The sequence below is a fragment of the Agromyces sp. Y182 genome (assembly GCF_059445385.1).
Genome location: NZ_JCAIUF010000002.1, coordinates 859,538 through 875,630, shown reverse-complemented (window position 1 = coordinate 875,630; position 16,093 = coordinate 859,538). Strand labels below are relative to the sequence as shown.

Genomic DNA, 16,093 nt, shown 5'->3' with positions numbered 1-16,093 from the left:
ACCCGATGGCAGTGACACAGGAACAGGCAGACTGGTTCTCCGACGCCTTCGCGAAGCTCGTCGACAACGTCGACCAGGCGATCCTCGGCAAGCGCGAGGTCATCCGGCTCGTCGTGATGGCACTCCTCAGCGACGGCCACGTGCTGCTCGAGGATGTGCCGGGCACCGGAAAGACCGTGCTCGCCAAGGCACTCGCGAACACGCTCGACGGCACGAACTCGCGCATCCAGTTCACCCCCGACCTGCTGCCCTCCGATGTCACGGGTGTGACGATCTACGACCAGGGCAAGGGCGTCTTCGAGTTCCACAAGGGACCGATCTTCGCTTCCATCGTGCTCGCCGACGAGATCAACCGGGCGAGCCCGAAGACGCAGTCGGCGCTCCTCGAAGTCATGGAGGAGGCTCGAGTGACCGTCGACGGCGTGAGCCACGAGGTCGGCCGCCCCTTCATGGTCATCGCGACGCAGAACCCCGTCGAGCAGGCCGGCACGTACACGCTGCCCGAAGCCCAGCTCGACCGCTTCCTGATCAAGACCTCGCTCGGCTATCCCGATCACAACACCGCCGTCGCCCTGCTCCTCGACTCCTCGAACCGCGCCCGCGCGTCGAAGGTGTCGCCGATCATCGCGCCCGGTTCAGTGGCGGCGATGGCGCAACTCGCCTCCGAGGTGTTCGTCGATGCATCCGTGCTCGACTACCTGAACCACATCGTGACCGCGACGCGGAGCCATAAAGACTCCACCCTCGGCGTCAGCATGCGAGGTGCCCTCGCCCTCGCACGTGCAGTGAAGACCTGGGCGCTCTCGCAGGGGCGCACCTACGTGACTCCCGACGACGTACGCGAGCTCGCGGTGCCCGTGCTCTCGCACCGCATCATCGTCGATCCCGAGTCCGACTTCGCCGGGGTGACCGCCGAAGACATCGTGAGCCGCGTGCTCGTCGACATCGAGCCCCCGGCGTACCGCGCGGCATGAGCCGTACGACCGCCGCCGAACGCCCGGACGCCACTCCGCGCACGCCCTCGCAGACCGCCATCGCGGTGCGAGGTCTGTGGCGCGCCGTCATCGGGGGAACGCGCAACGCCCTTCGCCTCGCGGGGCAGGCGCTTACGCGCGTCTTCGGGTTCGCCGCGCCCGTCACCCGGGTGGTCTCACCGACCGGCTGGCTGGTGTTCGCGGGCGCGGTGGTGGCATTCGCTCTCAGCCGCATCTTCGGTTGGGTCGAGTTCGGCTACGTCGGCGCGACGCTCATCGCCGCGCTCCTCGTGGCGGTCGTCTTCGTCTTCGGCCGCACCAACTTCGGGGTGCGCATCGAGCTGAACCCGCACCGCGTGGTCGCGGGGGAGCGGGCACTCGGCCGAATGGTCGTGACCAATGTGGCCGCGAAACCGTCCATCCCCTCGCGCATGGAACTGCCGGTCGGCGGCGCGACCGCCGAGTTCGTCATCCCGGTGCTCGCCCCGAACGCCGAGCACGACGAGCTCTTCGCCGTGCCGACGCACCGGCGCGCCGTCATCGTCGCCGGACCGGCGATCACCGTTCGCGGCGACCAGCTCGGGCTGCTGCGCCGAACCGTGCGCTGGACCGATGAAGTCGAGCTCTTCGTTCACCCCGTGACCGCGCGCCTCGCCCCCAGCGCGTCGGGCCTCGTGCGCGACCTCGAAGGTGAGATCACGAAGACCATCACGAATGACGACATCTCCTTCCACGCGCTGCGCTCCTACGAGCCCGGAGACGCGTTGCGCAACGTGCACTGGCGCACCTCGGCGCGCACCGGCCAACTCATGGTGCGTCAGTTCGAAGAGACGCGCCGCTCGCAGCTCACGATCGTGCACACGACCGATCGCGCGGCGTACGCCTCCGAAGACGAATTCGAGCTCGCCATCTCGATCACCGCGTCGATCGGCGTGCAGGTGGTGCGCGACGGCACGAACATGAGCATCGTGAGCGAACGGATGCCTCTCTCCACCGCCACCCCGATGGCACTGCTCGACGACTCGTCACGACTGACCGAGACATCCGGCGACCACCCGAACCTCCGCGACTTCGCGCGCGACTCGACGAAGCGACTGCCTGCGCCGAGCGTCGTGATGATCGTGGGGGGCTCTGCGGTGCCGCTGGCCGATTTCCGCGCGGCGGAGACCGTCTTCGGACTCGACACGCAGACCATCGGGTTCCGTGCCGAGTTCGGCGCACCGTCGCGCATCGCGAAGGTGTCGGGGCTCACGGTCGTCACGATCGGACAGATCGGCGATCTGCCTCGGGTGCTGCGGAGGGTACGGCCGTGACCGAGACCCTCACCCCGCCGTCGCCCGCACCCGTCGCACCCTCGCCGGCGCCCTCGACCGAGCAGGCGACCCGTGCGTTCCCGGTGCGTGCCTGGCCGGACGTCGCGATCCTCTCGATCCTCTCGCTCCTCGGTGTCATCGGCTACGAGACGTCGTTCGGCGACCACAACTTCCTCGTCGCAGGCATCGGCGGACTCGTCGTCGGCACCGCGTTCGGCGTGCTCGGCTACATGCTGCGACTCGGAGTCGTCACGAACGTACTCGCGGCGCTGCTCGGCTACTTCCTGTTCGGCAGTGTGCTCACGATGCCTGGCCAATCGATCATCGGCTTCGTACCGAGCGTCGAGAGCCTCGCGGGTCTCGCGCTCGGCGCGGTCTGGGGCTGGGCCGACATCGTCACCCTGCAGACACCGGTCGAGGCGCCCTATTACATTCCGGTCGTGCCCTACTTCGCGACCTGGCTCGTCGCGCTGGTCGGCACGATGCTCGCGAGCCGCTGGCTCGTCGTGCGGCGCACGCCGCTTCGGGCGAGCGTGCTGCTCATCGGCCCGGCGCTGCTCTTCCTGTCGGGCATCCTGCTCGGCACCGACGAGGCGTACTTCGCGGGCGTTCGCGGTGTCGCGTTCGCGGTGATCGCACTCATCTGGCTCGGATGGCGGCGGCAGGCCGCACCTTCGGCGAGCGAAGAGGGTGCCGCCCGGCTTCGCCGGCGCAAGGTCATGGGAACGGGAATCCTCGTCACGGGCGCCGTGCTCGTCGGAGCACTCGCCGGCACGGCGCTCGCGCCGACGCAGCCTGACCGCTTCGTGCTCAGGGAGGAGATCACGCCCCCGTTCGACCCGCTGGCCTTCCCGAGCCCGCTCGCGGGCTTCCGTGCGTACACGAAGGACCTCGCCGACACGCCGCTCTTCACGGTGACCGGTCTCGAACCCGGTGATGTCATCCGACTCGCGAGCATGGACTCTTACGACGGCAAGCTCTGGAACGTCGCCGGACCCGACGACATGGCCGCGAGCGATGGTGGATTCTCGCTCGTCGGCGAGAGCATCCCGTTGCCGGGGCTCATGCGGGCGGGTGGCGAACGTCGGGCAGAAGTCGAGGTCAGCTCCTACGACGACGTCTGGCTGCCGGGGGTCGGGTACCCGACCCGACTGGTCTTCGACGATCGCACGAGTTCCGACCGGGCCGGCGACCTCCGGTACAACCCGGCCACGGGAACGGCGGTGCTCACGAGCGGGGTCACCGAGGGCTATCGGTATTCGATCGACGCGACCGTGCAGCGGAGCATCGACGATGAAGACCTGATCGACACGCCACCCGCGCAGATCGACCTCCCGCCCATCGAGAACACGCCCGACGTCGTCGTCGCGAAGGCCCAGGAGTTCGCCGGCACGGCCGAGACGCCGATCGAGCAGCTCCGTGCCATCGAGACCGCCCTGAAGACGCAGGGATTCCTCAGCCACGGCCTCGCATCGGACTCGGTGCCGTCGCGCGCCGGCCATGGCGCCGACCGCATGATCGAACTCTTCACCCGATCGCAGATGGTCGGCGACGAAGAGCAGTACGCCTCGGCGATGGCGCTCATGGCGCGGTATCTCGGATACCCGTCGCGCGTGGTGATGGGGTTCGCCCCCGAGGTCGGCGAAGACGCCGAATCGGTCGAGGTCGTCGGCGACGACGTCACCGCCTGGGTCGAGGTCGCCTTCGATGAGACCGGCTGGGTGGCATTCCACCCGACGCCCGATGAGACCGACATTCCGCAGGATCAGACGCCCAAGCCGAAGTCCGAGCCGCAGCCGCAGGTGCGCCAGCCCCCGCGCAGCGACAACGAGGATGAAGACCTGCTGACGGCCGTGGAGATCGACGACAGCGACGACGAGAAGAAGGACCAGGGCTTCGTGATCCCGGCGTGGGCGTGGGTCACCGCCGGCGCCGTCGGCATCCCGCTCCTTCTCTTCTTCGGAACGATGTTCGTCATCGCGGCGATCAAAGCACGCCGTCGTCGCCGTCGTCGCACTCGCGGGCCGGGTGACCGGCGCGCCGCGGGTGCGTGGGACGAACTGACCGATGAGTTCGCCGAGCTCGGTTTCGAGGTGCCGCGCATCGGCAGTCGCCGGCAGGTCGCTGCTTCGATCGAACTGCAATTGCGAGAGCAGGGCCTCGGCGATGCGCGTGCAGCACACACGGACACGGGTCCGGTGCGTGTGGTGCGGGCGGATTCACCGGCGAGCAGCATCCGGGTCACGCCGTTGGCCGACGCCACCGATCGCGCCGTCTTCGGCGGTCAGGTCGTCGACGAGGCCGTCGTGGAGCAGAGCTGGAACGAGGCGCTCGAATCGGTCGGACTCGCGCGCGCGGCATCCGGCCGGTTGCGCCGGTTCTTCAGCCGGTTCCGCATCCGCTCGAAGCGAGACTGGTCCAAAGTCGACATCTCTGGCGCGAAGCCCGCGGACGGTGCGAGGGCGGCGAAACCCGCGACGCCACCGCCCGCTGCGCCCGCAACAGGCTGAAATGCTCGCCGGGAGGCTTGACACGCTCGCTTAGAGTGGTGTCGTGGAACACGAGGGGTTCATCGTTCCGCCTCCCGGTCTGATACCCGCCCCGGTCGAGGTTGCGCCCGATCCTGCCCAGACCGTGCGGTCGGCGAAGTTCCCCGTGTTCGTCCCGGCCGGCGCCCCGGCAGCGCGTCCCGACCCGGTCGTGCCCGCCGCCGAGGCGACTCCGCACGGGCCGTGGGTGCTCAGCCTCGCCGACGGGCAACGGTTCCAGGTCGGTGGATCGCTCGTCTTGGGCCGTGACCCGTCGCCCGTCGCGGTGCGGCCGCACGCTGCGCTCGTGCCCGTCGTCGATCCCGCGAAGTCGGTTTCCAAGACGCACGCGATCGTCGACCTCGAGGGTGCCGAACTCTCGATCACCGACCTGCACTCGACGAACGGCGTACTCGTCACCGACCCGCATGGTGTCGAACACGACCTCGCTCCCGGCGAACGCGTCGTGCTGGCGCCGGGTGCCCGCGTCGATCTCGGGTCGTTCGCGGTGGTGGTCGACCGGGCATGACCGGGGTGATGCGTGGCGAGCCCGCCGATTCCGAAGTGTTAGCCTGAAGTGGTGCGCGCACGACGACTTCTTCTCCTTCGGTGCCGCGACGGGGCCTCGTTCTAAGGCCTTCCCCGTCGCGGAGTTCGTCGTCGGCTGACCTTTGAACTGAGGAAGAAGATCGCATGAATGCAGCACGCTCGAACAGTGCCGTCGCGACGGGCGAGCGCCCGCGCACCCTGGCCGAGAAGGTCTGGAACGCCCACCTCGTCAAGCAGGGCGAAGACGGCACTCCCGATCTCATCTACATCGACCTGCACCTCGTGCACGAGGTCACGAGTCCCCAGGCCTTCGACGGCCTGCGCGTTGCCGGTCGCCCGGTGCGCCGGCCCGATCTCACGATCGCGACAGAAGACCACAACACGCCCACCCTCGAGATCGACAAGCCGATCGCCGACCTCACGAGCCGTACGCAGATCGAGACCCTGCGACGCAACGCGGCCGAGTTCGGCATCCGGCTGCACTCGCTCGGCGACAAGGAGCAGGGCATCGTCCACGTCGTGGGGCCGCAGCTCGGTCTCACGCAGCCCGGCATCACGGTCGTGTGCGGCGATTCCCACACCTCGACGCACGGCGCATTCGGCGCGATGGCGTTCGGCATCGGCACGAGCGAGGTCGAGCATGTGCTCGCCACCCAGACCCTCCCCTTGAAGCCGTTCAAGACGATGGCCATCAACGTCGAGGGCACGCTGCGCCCGGGCGTCACCGCGAAAGACATCATTCTCGCGGTCATCGCGAAGATCGGCACCGGCGGCGGGCAGGGGTACGTGCTCGAGTATCGGGGACGCGCGATCCGCGCCCTCTCGATGGACGGGCGCATGACGATCTGCAACATGTCGATCGAGGCGGGCGCACGCGCCGGCATGGTCGCACCCGATGCCACGACCTACGAGTACCTCGAGGGCCGCGCTCACGCGCCCGAGGGTGCGGATTGGCACGAGGCCGTCGAGTACTGGGAGACCCTCGCGACCGACGAGGGTGCGCAGTTCGACGCCGAGGTCTTCATCGACGCCGACGCGCTGGAGCCGTTCGTCACGTGGGGCACGAACCCCGGCCAGGGCGTCTCGCTCTCAGAAGCGGTTCCCGACCCCGCGGCGATCGCCGACCAGCACGAACGTGCCGCAGCCGAGCGTGCGCTCGAGTACATGGCGCTCGCGCCGGGCACGCCGCTCAAAGAAATCAAGGTCGACGCGGTCTTCATGGGTTCGTGCACCAACAGCCGTATCGAAGACCTGCGTGCGTTCGCCTCGATCATCCAGGGCAAGCAGAAGGCCGACGGCGTGCGCGTCATGGTCGTGCCGGGTTCGGCCCGCGTTCGCCTCGAGGCCGAGGCAGAGGGCCTCGACAAGATCATCACCGAGTTCGGGGCGGAATGGCGCTTCGCGGGCTGTTCGATGTGCCTCGGCATGAATCCCGACCAGCTCGCTCCCGGCGAGCGTTGCGCATCGACCTCGAATCGCAACTTCGAGGGCCGCCAGGGCAAGGGCGGTCGCACCCACCTCGTGTCACCGCTCGTCGCCGCGGCCACGGCGATCCGGGGAACACTCTCGAGTCCATGGGATCTGCAGACCGCAGGGGAGGAGCGCTGACCATGGAGAAGATCACCACCGTCACGGGCACTGCAGCCCCGCTGCGCCGTTCGAACGTCGACACCGACCAGATCATCCCCGCGGTGTTCCTGAAGCGCGTCACGAAGACCGGCTTCGAAGACGCGCTCTTCCACGCCTGGCGTCAAGACCCCGAGTTCGTGCTGAACCGCCCCGAGTTCCAGGGAGCGAGGGTGCTCATCGCGGGCCCCGACTTCGGCACGGGCTCGAGCCGCGAGCACGCCGTGTGGGCGCTGCGCGACTTCGGCTTCGACGTCGTCATCAGCTCGCGATTCGGCGACATCTTCCGTGGCAACTCGGGCAAGCAGGGCCTCCTCGCAGCGCAAGTCGCCTACGAAGACGTCGAACGGCTCTGGGAGGTCGTCGAGGCCGATCCGGGAATAGCCGTGACGGTCGATCTCGTTGAGCGAACTGTGGCCGTAGGGTCGCTCAGAGTGCCGTTCGACCTCGACGACTACACTCGGTGGAGGCTGCTCGAGGGGCTCGATGACATCGGGCTCACCCTCAGAGATGAACCAGCAATCGCCGAATTCGAGTCTCATCGAGAATCGTGGCGGCCGAAAACGCTCCCCATCCGGGAGCCGGCGGAATCAGGGAGTCTGTGAACACGATCGGGCAGGATGCAAAGAACCATGGAACGGCAGTCGGGTTGAACGTCGACAAGATCACGATCAACGGAGGCAAACCGCTTCGCGGACGCATCGAGTTGAAGGGCGCGAAGAACCTCGTCACCAAGGCGATGGTCGCAGCGATCCTCGGCGACACCCCCAGCGTGTTGAAAGACGTTCCGAACATCAGTGATGTGCGCATCGTACGAGGCCTCCTCGAGGTGCACGGCGTGACCGTCACCGACGGCCCCGTCGAAGGCGAGCTCATCCTCGACCCGTCGGCGGTCGAGACGGCGCACATGGCCGACATCGACGCGCACGCGGGTTCATCGCGCATCCCGATCCTGTTCTGCGGCCCGCTGCTGCACCGGCTCGGTGAGGCGTTCATCCCCGACCTCGGAGGCTGCCGCATCGGCGACCGTCCGATCGACTTCCACCTCGAGGTGCTGCGCAACTTCGGCGCCATCGTCGAGAAGCTGCCGAGCGGCATCCGCATGTCCGCCCCCGGCGGACTGCACGGGGCGAAGGTGTCGCTGCCGTACCCGAGCGTCGGTGCGACCGAGCAGGTGCTGCTCACTGCGGTGCTCGCCGACGGCATCACCGAACTCTCGGGCGCGGCCATCGAGCCCGAGATCATGGATCTCATCAACATCCTGCAGAAGATGGGTGCGATCATCACGGTCGACACCGACCGCGTCATCCGCATCGAGGGAGTCGAGAAGCTCGACGGCTACACGCACCGCGCGCTCTTCGACCGCAACGAGGCCGCGAGCTGGGCCGCTGCAGCCCTCGCGACCGACGGCGACATCTTCGTCGGCGGTGCGCGCCAGGCCGAGATGCTCACCTTCCTGAACGTCTTCCGCAAGGTCGGAGGCGACTTCGAAATCCAAGACGACGGCATCCGCTTCTTCCACCCCGGCGGCGAGCTCTCGCCCGTCATCATCGAGACCGACGTGCACCCCGGGTTCATGACCGACTGGCAGCAGCCGCTCGTGATCGCCCTCACGAAGGCGAAGGGCGTCTCGATCGTGCACGAGACGGTCTACGAGCAGCGCTTCGGCTTCGTCGACGCGCTCGTCGAGATGGGCGCATCGATCGAGGTGCACAAAGAGTGCCTCGGCGGTCGCCCGTGCCGATTCGGTCAGCGCAACTTCAAGCACTCCGCAGTCATCTCGGGCCCGACGAAGCTCACCGGAGCTGACATCGAGGTGCCCGACCTGCGCGGCGGCTTCAGCCACCTCATCGCGGCGCTCACCGCCGAAGGCCGGTCGACCGTGTCGAACGTCGGAATCATCGCGCGCGGCTACGAGGACTTCATCACGAAGCTCGAGTTGCTCGGGGCGGATTTCGAACTCGAAGGATAATGGGGGAGTGCTACACGACGACCCGTCTTCGAACACCTCGGTGAAGGCACGTTCGGAGACCCGCCGCCCCTCGTTCTTCTGGCTCCTCGCCGGTATCGCGCTGCCGCCGCTGAACCTCGCGACCCGCTTCCGGTTCCATCACCCCGAGCGGATGCCGCAGTCCGGCGCCTTCGTGCTGGCGCCCAACCACTACAGCGAGATCGACCCGCTCGTGATGGGTGCCGCGGCATGGAAGCTCGGCCGCGCGCCGCGCTTCCTCGCGAAGGCGTCGCTGTTCAAGAACCCGGTGCTCGGCTGGCTGCTGCGCACCTCAGGGCAGATCCCCGTGGAGCGCGCGGGCAGCAAGAGCCACACGGCGCTGCGCGCGGCCGAAGAGCTCGTCGAGAAGGGGCGGCTGGTCGTCGTCTACCCTGAGGGTTCGCTGACTCGCGACCCCGAGCTGTGGCCGATGCGGGGCAAGACCGGCGCGGTGCGTATCGCACTCGAACGCGACATCCCGATCATCCCCGCGGCGCACTGGGGCACTCAGCGGCTCATGCCGCGGTACAGCAAGAAGATCAGCGTCTTCCCCCGCAAGACCATCGACGTCATCATCGGCGAACCGCTCGACCTCAGTGCGTACCGCGGCAAGCCGCTCGATCAGCGCACGCTGCTCGCGGCGACCGAGCAGCTGATGAACGCCATTGCGATGCTCCTCTCGGAGGTGCGTGATGAACCCGCTCCCGCGCAGCGCTGGGACCCGACGGCACACGGCCAGAAGGAGACGGGTCGCATTGAAGACTAGAACTCCCGCCGGGAAGACCGCAGGCAAGCGCGTCGCCGTACTCGGCGCGGGCAGTTGGGGCACCACCTTCGCGAAGATCCTCGCCGATGGCGGCGCCGACGTCGTCATCTGGGCCCGGCGCCCGGAACTCGCGCGGGAGATCCAAGAGGCTAAGCGCAACAGCGACTACCTCCCGGGGGTGAACCTGCCGCTCGGCCTGCGGGCGACGAGCCGTCTCGACCTCGCACTCGCCGGTGCCGAGCAGGTCTACATCTCGGTGCCGAGCCAGTCGCTGCGCGAGAACCTCACCACGATGGAGCCGCACTTGCACGCGGCATCCACGGTCGTTTCGCTCATGAAGGGCGTCGAGAAGTCGACGGGCAAGCGCATGAGCGAGGTCATCGCCGAGGTGCTGCGCATCGAACCCTCGCAGATCGCCGTGATCTCGGGGCCGAACCTCGCACTCGAGATCGCGAAGGAGCAGCCGACGGCGGCGGTCGTCTCATCGAGCAGCCTCGAGACGGCGCAGGCCGTGGCATCCGTCGCGACGAACCGCTACTTCCGCTCGTTCGTGAACACCGACGTGATCGGCACCGAGTTCGGCGGGGTGCTGAAGAACCTCATCGCCGTCGCGATCGGCATCGTCGACGGCGTCGGCTACGGCGAGAACACGAAGGCGTCGATCATCACTCGAGGTCTCGTCGAGATGACCGACTTCGCGGTCGCGTACGGCGCCCACCCCGAGACGCTGTCGGGGCTCGCGGGGCTCGGCGACCTCATCGCGACGAGCCAGTCGCCGCTCTCGCGAAACAACACGGCGGGCCGTCTGCTCGGCCAGGGCTATCACCTGAACGACGTCGTCAATCAGATGCAGCAGACCACAGAGGGGCTCGCATCCGTCGGGCCGATCCTCGAACTGGCGCGAGCGATGGGCGTCGACATGCCCATCGTCGAACAGGTGCGACAGGTGCTCGCGGGCACCCTCGACCCGAAGGACATCGCGCCCCACCTCACGACCGATGACGAGCCGCAAGGCGAAAGGACGATCGATGGACAAGCTCAGGGTGGTTCTCCTGTTCGGCGGGCGTTCCAGCGAGCACTCGATCAGCTGCGCCACGGCGGGCGGAGTGCTTCGGGCGATCGACCGTAGTCGCTACGAGGTGATCCCGGTCGGCATCACCCGTGACGGGGCGTTCGTACTGGAGTCCGACGACCCCGATCGCTTCGCGCTCGACCCGGCGCACTTGCCAGAGGTCGCCGACAACGGCAGCCGCGTGCACTGGCCCGAGAGCGCATCGTCGAGGGAGTTGCGGGTGACGGACACTTCGACGGGACTCAGTGGAGCCGCCTCTTCACGCGAACGCTCTCTCGGCGACGTCGACGTGGTCTTCCCCATCCTGCACGGGCGGTTCGGCGAAGACGGCACGATCCAGGGGCTGCTCGAGCTGCTCGGTCTGCCCTATGTCGGCAACGGCGTGCTCGCCTCGGCGATCGGCATGGACAAGCACTTCACGAAGACCGTACTCGAGGGCGCAGGCATCGCCGTGGCCCCGTGGGTCACGCTGACCCGGCCGGCATGGAACGAGGACCGTGAGCTCTGGGAGCGTCGCACCAAGGCGCTCGGCCTGCCCGTGTTCGTCAAGCCCGCCCGTGCGGGCTCATCCGTCGGCGTCACCAAGGTGAGCGACTGGGCGGGCCTCGACGACGCGCTCGAGGTCGCCTTCGCCGAAGACGGCACCGTGCTCGTCGAGGCTGCCGTGGTCGGCCGCGAGATCGAGTGCGGTGTGCTCGGCGGCGCCGGCGGAGCATCCGTTCGTGTGAGCGTCGCCGGCGAGGTCGTCGTCAGCGGCCGCGAGTTCTACGACTTCGACGCGAAGTACCTCGACGCCCCGGGCGTCGAGCTGATCTGCCCGGCAGATCTCGGCGACGGCGAGCTCTTCGAATTGCAGCGCATCGCGCGGCGGGCGTTCGAGGCGATCGGCGCCGAGGGACTCGCACGTGTCGACGTCTTCCTCACGGGTGAGGGGTACGTGGTCAACGAGATCAATACGATGCCGGGCTTCACTCCGATCTCGATGTTCCCGACGTGCTGGCAGCAGTCGGGACTCAGCTACACCGATCTGATCGCCGAACTGATCGATGGGGGCCACGCTCGCGGAAGCCGGTAACCCGCAGACCTCAGTTTCGGCAGGCTCAACCCGCAGACGTCAGTCGACGGGATCGTCGAGGGTCGTGCACGCACCATCGGCCGGGATCACGGAGACCGCTGCGGCGAGCTCGGTGATCACCGTCGTGCCCGAGACGACGTCGTTGTCGACGAGCACTTCGACGGCGGGCGTACGCCCGTAGGTCGTGAACAGGTACTGCGGGGCCTCCGACTCGTCGATGACCCAGTCGACGCCGTCGACACTGACGCAGCGGTCGGTGGTCGGGCCCGGTGCCTCCGCCCCGCAGCGCAGCACCACCGAAGCGGGCGTGCCCCAGGCTCCGGTGCCCTGGGCGTTCGTCTCGCGCTGCACCTGCTCGGCATCCGTGCCCTCGGCGAGCGAGTCGGGCAGTCGAACCACGACGGCGGCGCAGTCGGCATCACTCGCCTCGGGTGCGGTCTCGACCGGTACTGTCTGGCTGCACGCGGCGAGCACGAGCACCGAGGCCGCGGTGAGGGCCGCCGAAGCGAGTACTCGGAGCCGCAGGTGCGGTCGGGCGGACTGGGCTGACAGAGACATCCTGCTCAGGATATCGCGACTGAGCCGGCCGGAAACCGGGTGCCGCCCAGCTCCAGACAGACGCGGAAGATGCGTTTCGGGCGATCGAATGTCATGATGCTTACCAGCACGCCGCGATGCCCCACCCCGTTGGACCCCCTGAACGATCGCGGTGATCCCGAGCGCGGTGACCGAAACTACTCACCGACGAGCAATGGAGCACGAGTGAGTCGTCGAAGCGAGCGAGAGCAGAATAGGAAGCGGCGGCGACGCACGAACACCGTCATCGTCGCGGCGGTCGCGACCATCGCACTCGTCGGCGGCGTCGGGGCCGTCGGCACCGCGTGGGCCACCGGCGGACTCGGTGCCTGGCTCGATCCGGTCGTCGAGTGCACCGAGCCGGCCGAACTGACCGTCGTGGCCGACCCGGCGATCGCGGCAACGGTGCAAGCCGTCGCGGCCGAGTACGACGCGAGTGAGGCGGCGTGCTCGCACACCGAGGTGCAGGCGCAGGCGTCGGCCGACACTGCTGCCGTGCTCGCCTCCGGCAACGCGTCCGCGGTCGACGCGTGGATTCCGGACTCGCCGGTCTGGCTCGTGCGCATGTCGAGCATGGCGCGCTCCCTCGGTCGCCCCGTGCCCGACATCGCGCTCGAACGCTCGATCGCGACGAGCCCGGTGATCTTCGCCGCTCCCGTGAGCCGCGCCGAGGAGTTCACCGGCGTCGACCTCAGCTGGAAAGGGCTGCTGATCGACCAGTTCGACGCATTGCTGCCCGATCCCGAGGCATCGTCGGCCAGCCTGAACGCGCTGCAGTCGCTTCAGGGCGAGGTGGACATCACTCAGCCGCGGCAGTTCCAGGACGCGATGTTCAGGCTCAACGGGGAAGTTCCCGCGAACGCCGACGCGGCGTTCGCCGCGCTCACTGTGAGCAAGCCCGGCACCGTGGCGATCGCCAGCGAGCAGCAAGTGGCCCTGCACAACCGCAAGGAGGGCGCCGACCCGCTCGTCGCGCTGTACCCGAGCGATGGAAGCCTCGCACTCAGCTACCCGTTCCTTCGGCTCCTCGACGAGAGCGAGCTCGCCAAGAACCTGCCCGCCGAGGGTGAGGCACGCGCCGAACCCGATGCCGACAGCCTCGCGCTCGAGCTCCGTGCCCGCGAGCTCGGTGCACTGAAGATCGCCCTCTGGGAGGCGAGCACGCAATTCGCGACCGACGGCTTCCGCGACGGCAGCGGCGGCGGAAAACTCGAGCAGGACGGCGTGATCGAGACGCCGATCGAGGTGAGCTCGGCCGCGGCATCCGCTCAGGTCGCGATTCTGCGCACCTGGGGCGTCGTGAGCGTGCGGTCGCGCATCCTCGCCGTCGTCGACCTCTCGGGGTCGATGGAGGAGCCGACCGTGTCCGGTCAGCGTCGCATCGATGTGCTCCAGCAGGCAGCAGCGACCACCATCGACCAATTCTCGGAGCAGGTCGACCTCGGCATGTGGGGGTTCTCCACACTTCGAGTCGGCGAGCAGGACTGGGAAGAGCTCGCGCCGATCGATCGCCTCTCCAACGACGCCCACAAGCAGCACATGAACGAGGTCATCGCCTCACTGCCGGCACGATTGGGCGGCGCGACGGGGCTCTACGACACCACGCTCGCGGCGGTGAAGAGCGTGCTCGAGACGTACGACCCCGCGAAGGTCAATTCGGTGCTGCTGCTCACCGACGGGCGCAACGAAGACGAGGTCGGCATCACGGGCGAACAGCTGCTCGCCGAACTCGCAGCCCTGAACGACCCTGACAAGCCGGTGCCCGTGGTGCTCATCGGCATCGGCCCCGATACCGATATCGATGCGATGCGCAGGATCGCCGAGGCCACCGGCGGTGCCGCGTACTCCGCCGCCCGCCCCGAAGACCTGAGCGTGGTGCTCACCGACGCGCTCTCGCAGCGGGCCTGCCGACCCAACTGCTGACGGCGCGCACGCTACCGTGAGGAGCATGCACGAGCCTCAGCCATCGGACGCCGCGGCGCACCCTCGAACCGTCGGCGCGCTCGGCGAAGACGCGGTGCTCGGGTTGATCCTGCCGCGACTGCGGGCGGGCGACGCCGCACTCCTCGGCGCCGGCGATGACGCAGCGGTCGTCGCTGCGGCCGACGGGCGGTTCGTCGTGACCACCGACCTCATGGTGCACGGGCCCGACTTCCGTCTCGCGTGGTCGACCCCGTTCGAGCTCGGGTGGAAGGCGGCGGCCACGAACCTCACGGATGTCGCGGCGATGGGTGCCCGACCGACCGCGCTCGTCGTGGCGATCGCCGCTCCGCCGTCGACGGAGGCGTCGGTGCTCGAGGGCATCGCGGATGGCCTCCGCGAGGCGCTCGCGGTGCTCGCGCCGGGTGCGGGCGTCGTCGGCGGCGACCTGTCGGCCTCGGCGGTGCTGACGATCGCGGTGACCGCTTTCGGCGACCTCGAGGGTCGTGCACCCGTGACCCGCAGCGGCGCCCGCCCCGGCGACGTCGTGGCGCACGCAGGCGCGCGCGGCGACGCCGCCCGCGGGCTCGCGCTGCTCTTCGCCGAGGCGACGGATGCCGCGGGCGCGCCCGATGCCGAGCTGGCCGAGTCGCTCCGCGCCCGGTATCCAGAGCTCATCGGCGCGCAGCTCGCGCCCTCCCCGCCGGTCGCGGCCGGGATCGTCGCAGCCGAGGCGGGGGCCACGGCGATGCTCGACGTCTCCGACGGGCTCGCTCGCGATGCCCGGCGCATCGCCGTGGCGAGCGGCGTCGGGTTCGACTTCTCGGCGGCCGCCCTCGGGCCGGACGTGCGGCTCGCGCTCGCGGGCGGGGAAGACCACGGGCTCCTCGCGACGTTCTCGCCCGACGCGGCGCTGCCCGAGCCGTTCGAGCGCATCGGCCGGGTCACAGCTGCCGCCGGGGAACTCTTCGTCGACGGAGTCGCGATCGACGCAGCCGGGTGGGATCCCTATTCCGGCTGGGATGGCCGATCGGGCTGACCGGCACCTGCTCCGTTCGCCGGGTCAGCCGGGTCAGCCGGGTCAGCCGGGTCAGCCGTGCTCGCCCACCAGAGGGTGGTCTCGCCGTAGTCGCGTCGGCGTTCAGGGGCGACGCCCGTCGGCCACCGAGGCTCGGGCGAGCGGGAGCTGCGCTCGACCATCACGATCGCGTCCGGGGCGAGCAGGGGCGCGAGCAGCTCGAGATCTCGAGCGAGCGCGGCTTCGTCGAGCTCGTAGGGCGGGTCGATGAACGCGATGTCGACGCCCGCCGGCGCGCCGTCGAGATAGGCGGCCACCGCGCGCATGACGACCCGGATGTGCGGGGCGTGGTGGCCGCGCGTCGCCTTCAGGAGTGCTTCGGCGTTGGCGCGGCAGACGTCGGCGGCGGGTTTGGCGCGTTCGACGAGCACGACGTCTGTTGCGCCACGGCTCGCCGACTCGAGCCCGAGCGCACCGGATCCGGCGTACAGGTCGAGCACTCGTGCGCCCTCGAGGGCGTCTCGTGCCTCGAGGGCGGAGAAGATCGCCTCGCGCACCCGGTCGCTCGTCGGACGGGTGCCGGAACGCGGCACCCGGAGGGTCAGGGAGCCGGCGAATCCGGCGATGATGCGGGTCATGCTCTCGGCAGCATAACGGGCGCCCCATTGCGCTGCCATGATGGGAGG

The 16,093-nt window shown here is 68.8% G+C and carries 14 protein-coding genes; 12 read left to right on the top strand and 2 right to left on the bottom strand.

Annotation, left to right across the window (positions count from 1 at the left end):
• Positions 1-5: 5 nt before the first annotated feature.
• The 10 genes from AC1C2R_RS18615 to AC1C2R_RS18570 all read left to right on the top strand — a co-directional run bounded on the left by AC1C2R_RS18615 (position 6) and on the right by AC1C2R_RS18570 (position 11,893).
• On the top strand, positions 6-974 hold the full coding sequence (locus AC1C2R_RS18615) for an AAA family ATPase (protein ID WP_495380885.1): 969 nt from the start codon (positions 6-8) through the stop codon (positions 972-974).
• The gene (locus AC1C2R_RS18610; RefSeq protein WP_495380884.1) at positions 971-2,287 is read left to right on the top strand and encodes a DUF58 domain-containing protein; all 1,317 of its coding nucleotides are present in this window, start codon (positions 971-973) and stop codon (positions 2,285-2,287) included. The genes AC1C2R_RS18615 and AC1C2R_RS18610 overlap by 4 nt, the downstream gene beginning before the upstream one ends.
• Positions 2,284-4,797, top strand: coding sequence for a transglutaminase TgpA family protein (locus tag AC1C2R_RS18605; protein ID WP_495353609.1), 2,514 nt, complete (start codon positions 2,284-2,286; stop codon positions 4,795-4,797). Before AC1C2R_RS18610 ends, AC1C2R_RS18605 begins: the two co-directional genes overlap by 4 nt.
• Before the next feature lie 43 nt (positions 4,798-4,840).
• Complete coding sequence (locus AC1C2R_RS18600) at positions 4,841-5,344, top strand: FHA domain-containing protein (RefSeq protein WP_495353610.1); 504 nt, start codon at positions 4,841-4,843, stop codon at positions 5,342-5,344.
• 164 nt (positions 5,345-5,508) lie between these two features.
• Positions 5,509-6,972 (top strand): 3-isopropylmalate dehydratase large subunit, encoded by a 1,464-nt coding sequence (gene leuC / locus AC1C2R_RS18595; protein WP_495353611.1) that lies wholly within the window; start codon positions 5,509-5,511, stop codon positions 6,970-6,972.
• Positions 6,973-6,974: 2 nt separating this feature from the next.
• Entirely contained in the window at positions 6,975-7,595 is a 621-nt protein-coding gene (leuD, locus tag AC1C2R_RS18590) for a 3-isopropylmalate dehydratase small subunit (protein WP_495353612.1), read from the top strand.
• Entirely contained in the window at positions 7,592-8,962 is a 1,371-nt protein-coding gene (gene murA, locus AC1C2R_RS18585) for a UDP-N-acetylglucosamine 1-carboxyvinyltransferase (RefSeq protein WP_495353613.1), read from the top strand. Before leuD ends, murA begins: the two co-directional genes overlap by 4 nt.
• A gap of 7 nt (positions 8,963-8,969) precedes the next feature.
• Positions 8,970-9,746 (top strand): lysophospholipid acyltransferase family protein, encoded by a 777-nt coding sequence (locus AC1C2R_RS18580; protein WP_495380883.1) that lies wholly within the window; start codon positions 8,970-8,972, stop codon positions 9,744-9,746.
• Positions 9,736-10,875 (top strand): NAD(P)H-dependent glycerol-3-phosphate dehydrogenase, encoded by a 1,140-nt coding sequence (locus AC1C2R_RS18575; RefSeq protein WP_495380882.1) that lies wholly within the window; start codon positions 9,736-9,738, stop codon positions 10,873-10,875. Before AC1C2R_RS18580 ends, AC1C2R_RS18575 begins: the two co-directional genes overlap by 11 nt.
• Complete coding sequence (locus AC1C2R_RS18570) at positions 10,775-11,893, top strand: D-alanine--D-alanine ligase family protein (protein WP_495380881.1); 1,119 nt, start codon at positions 10,775-10,777, stop codon at positions 11,891-11,893. Before AC1C2R_RS18575 ends, AC1C2R_RS18570 begins: the two co-directional genes overlap by 101 nt.
• A gap of 39 nt (positions 11,894-11,932) precedes the next feature.
• Here AC1C2R_RS18570 and AC1C2R_RS18565 read toward each other — a convergent pair whose 3' ends face one another.
• Positions 11,933-12,451: a DUF3515 family protein gene (locus AC1C2R_RS18565; RefSeq protein ID WP_495380880.1), complete on the bottom strand. Its 519-nt coding sequence runs from the start codon at positions 12,449-12,451 to the stop codon at positions 11,933-11,935.
• Positions 12,452-12,655: 204 nt separating this feature from the next.
• On the opposite strand from AC1C2R_RS18565, the gene AC1C2R_RS18560 reads away from it, so the two are divergent.
• The gene (locus AC1C2R_RS18560; protein WP_495380879.1) at positions 12,656-14,392 is read left to right on the top strand and encodes a VWA domain-containing protein; all 1,737 of its coding nucleotides are present in this window, start codon (positions 12,656-12,658) and stop codon (positions 14,390-14,392) included.
• A gap of 25 nt (positions 14,393-14,417) precedes the next feature.
• On the top strand, positions 14,418-15,428 hold the full coding sequence (gene thiL, locus AC1C2R_RS18555) for a thiamine-phosphate kinase (RefSeq protein ID WP_495380878.1): 1,011 nt from the start codon (positions 14,418-14,420) through the stop codon (positions 15,426-15,428).
• On the opposite strand, the gene AC1C2R_RS18550 is transcribed toward thiL, so the two are convergent.
• Positions 15,398-16,045 (bottom strand): RsmD family RNA methyltransferase, encoded by a 648-nt coding sequence (locus AC1C2R_RS18550; RefSeq protein ID WP_495380877.1) that lies wholly within the window; start codon positions 16,043-16,045, stop codon positions 15,398-15,400. The genes thiL and AC1C2R_RS18550 overlap by 31 nt on opposite strands.
• Positions 16,046-16,093: the final 48 nt, after the last annotated feature.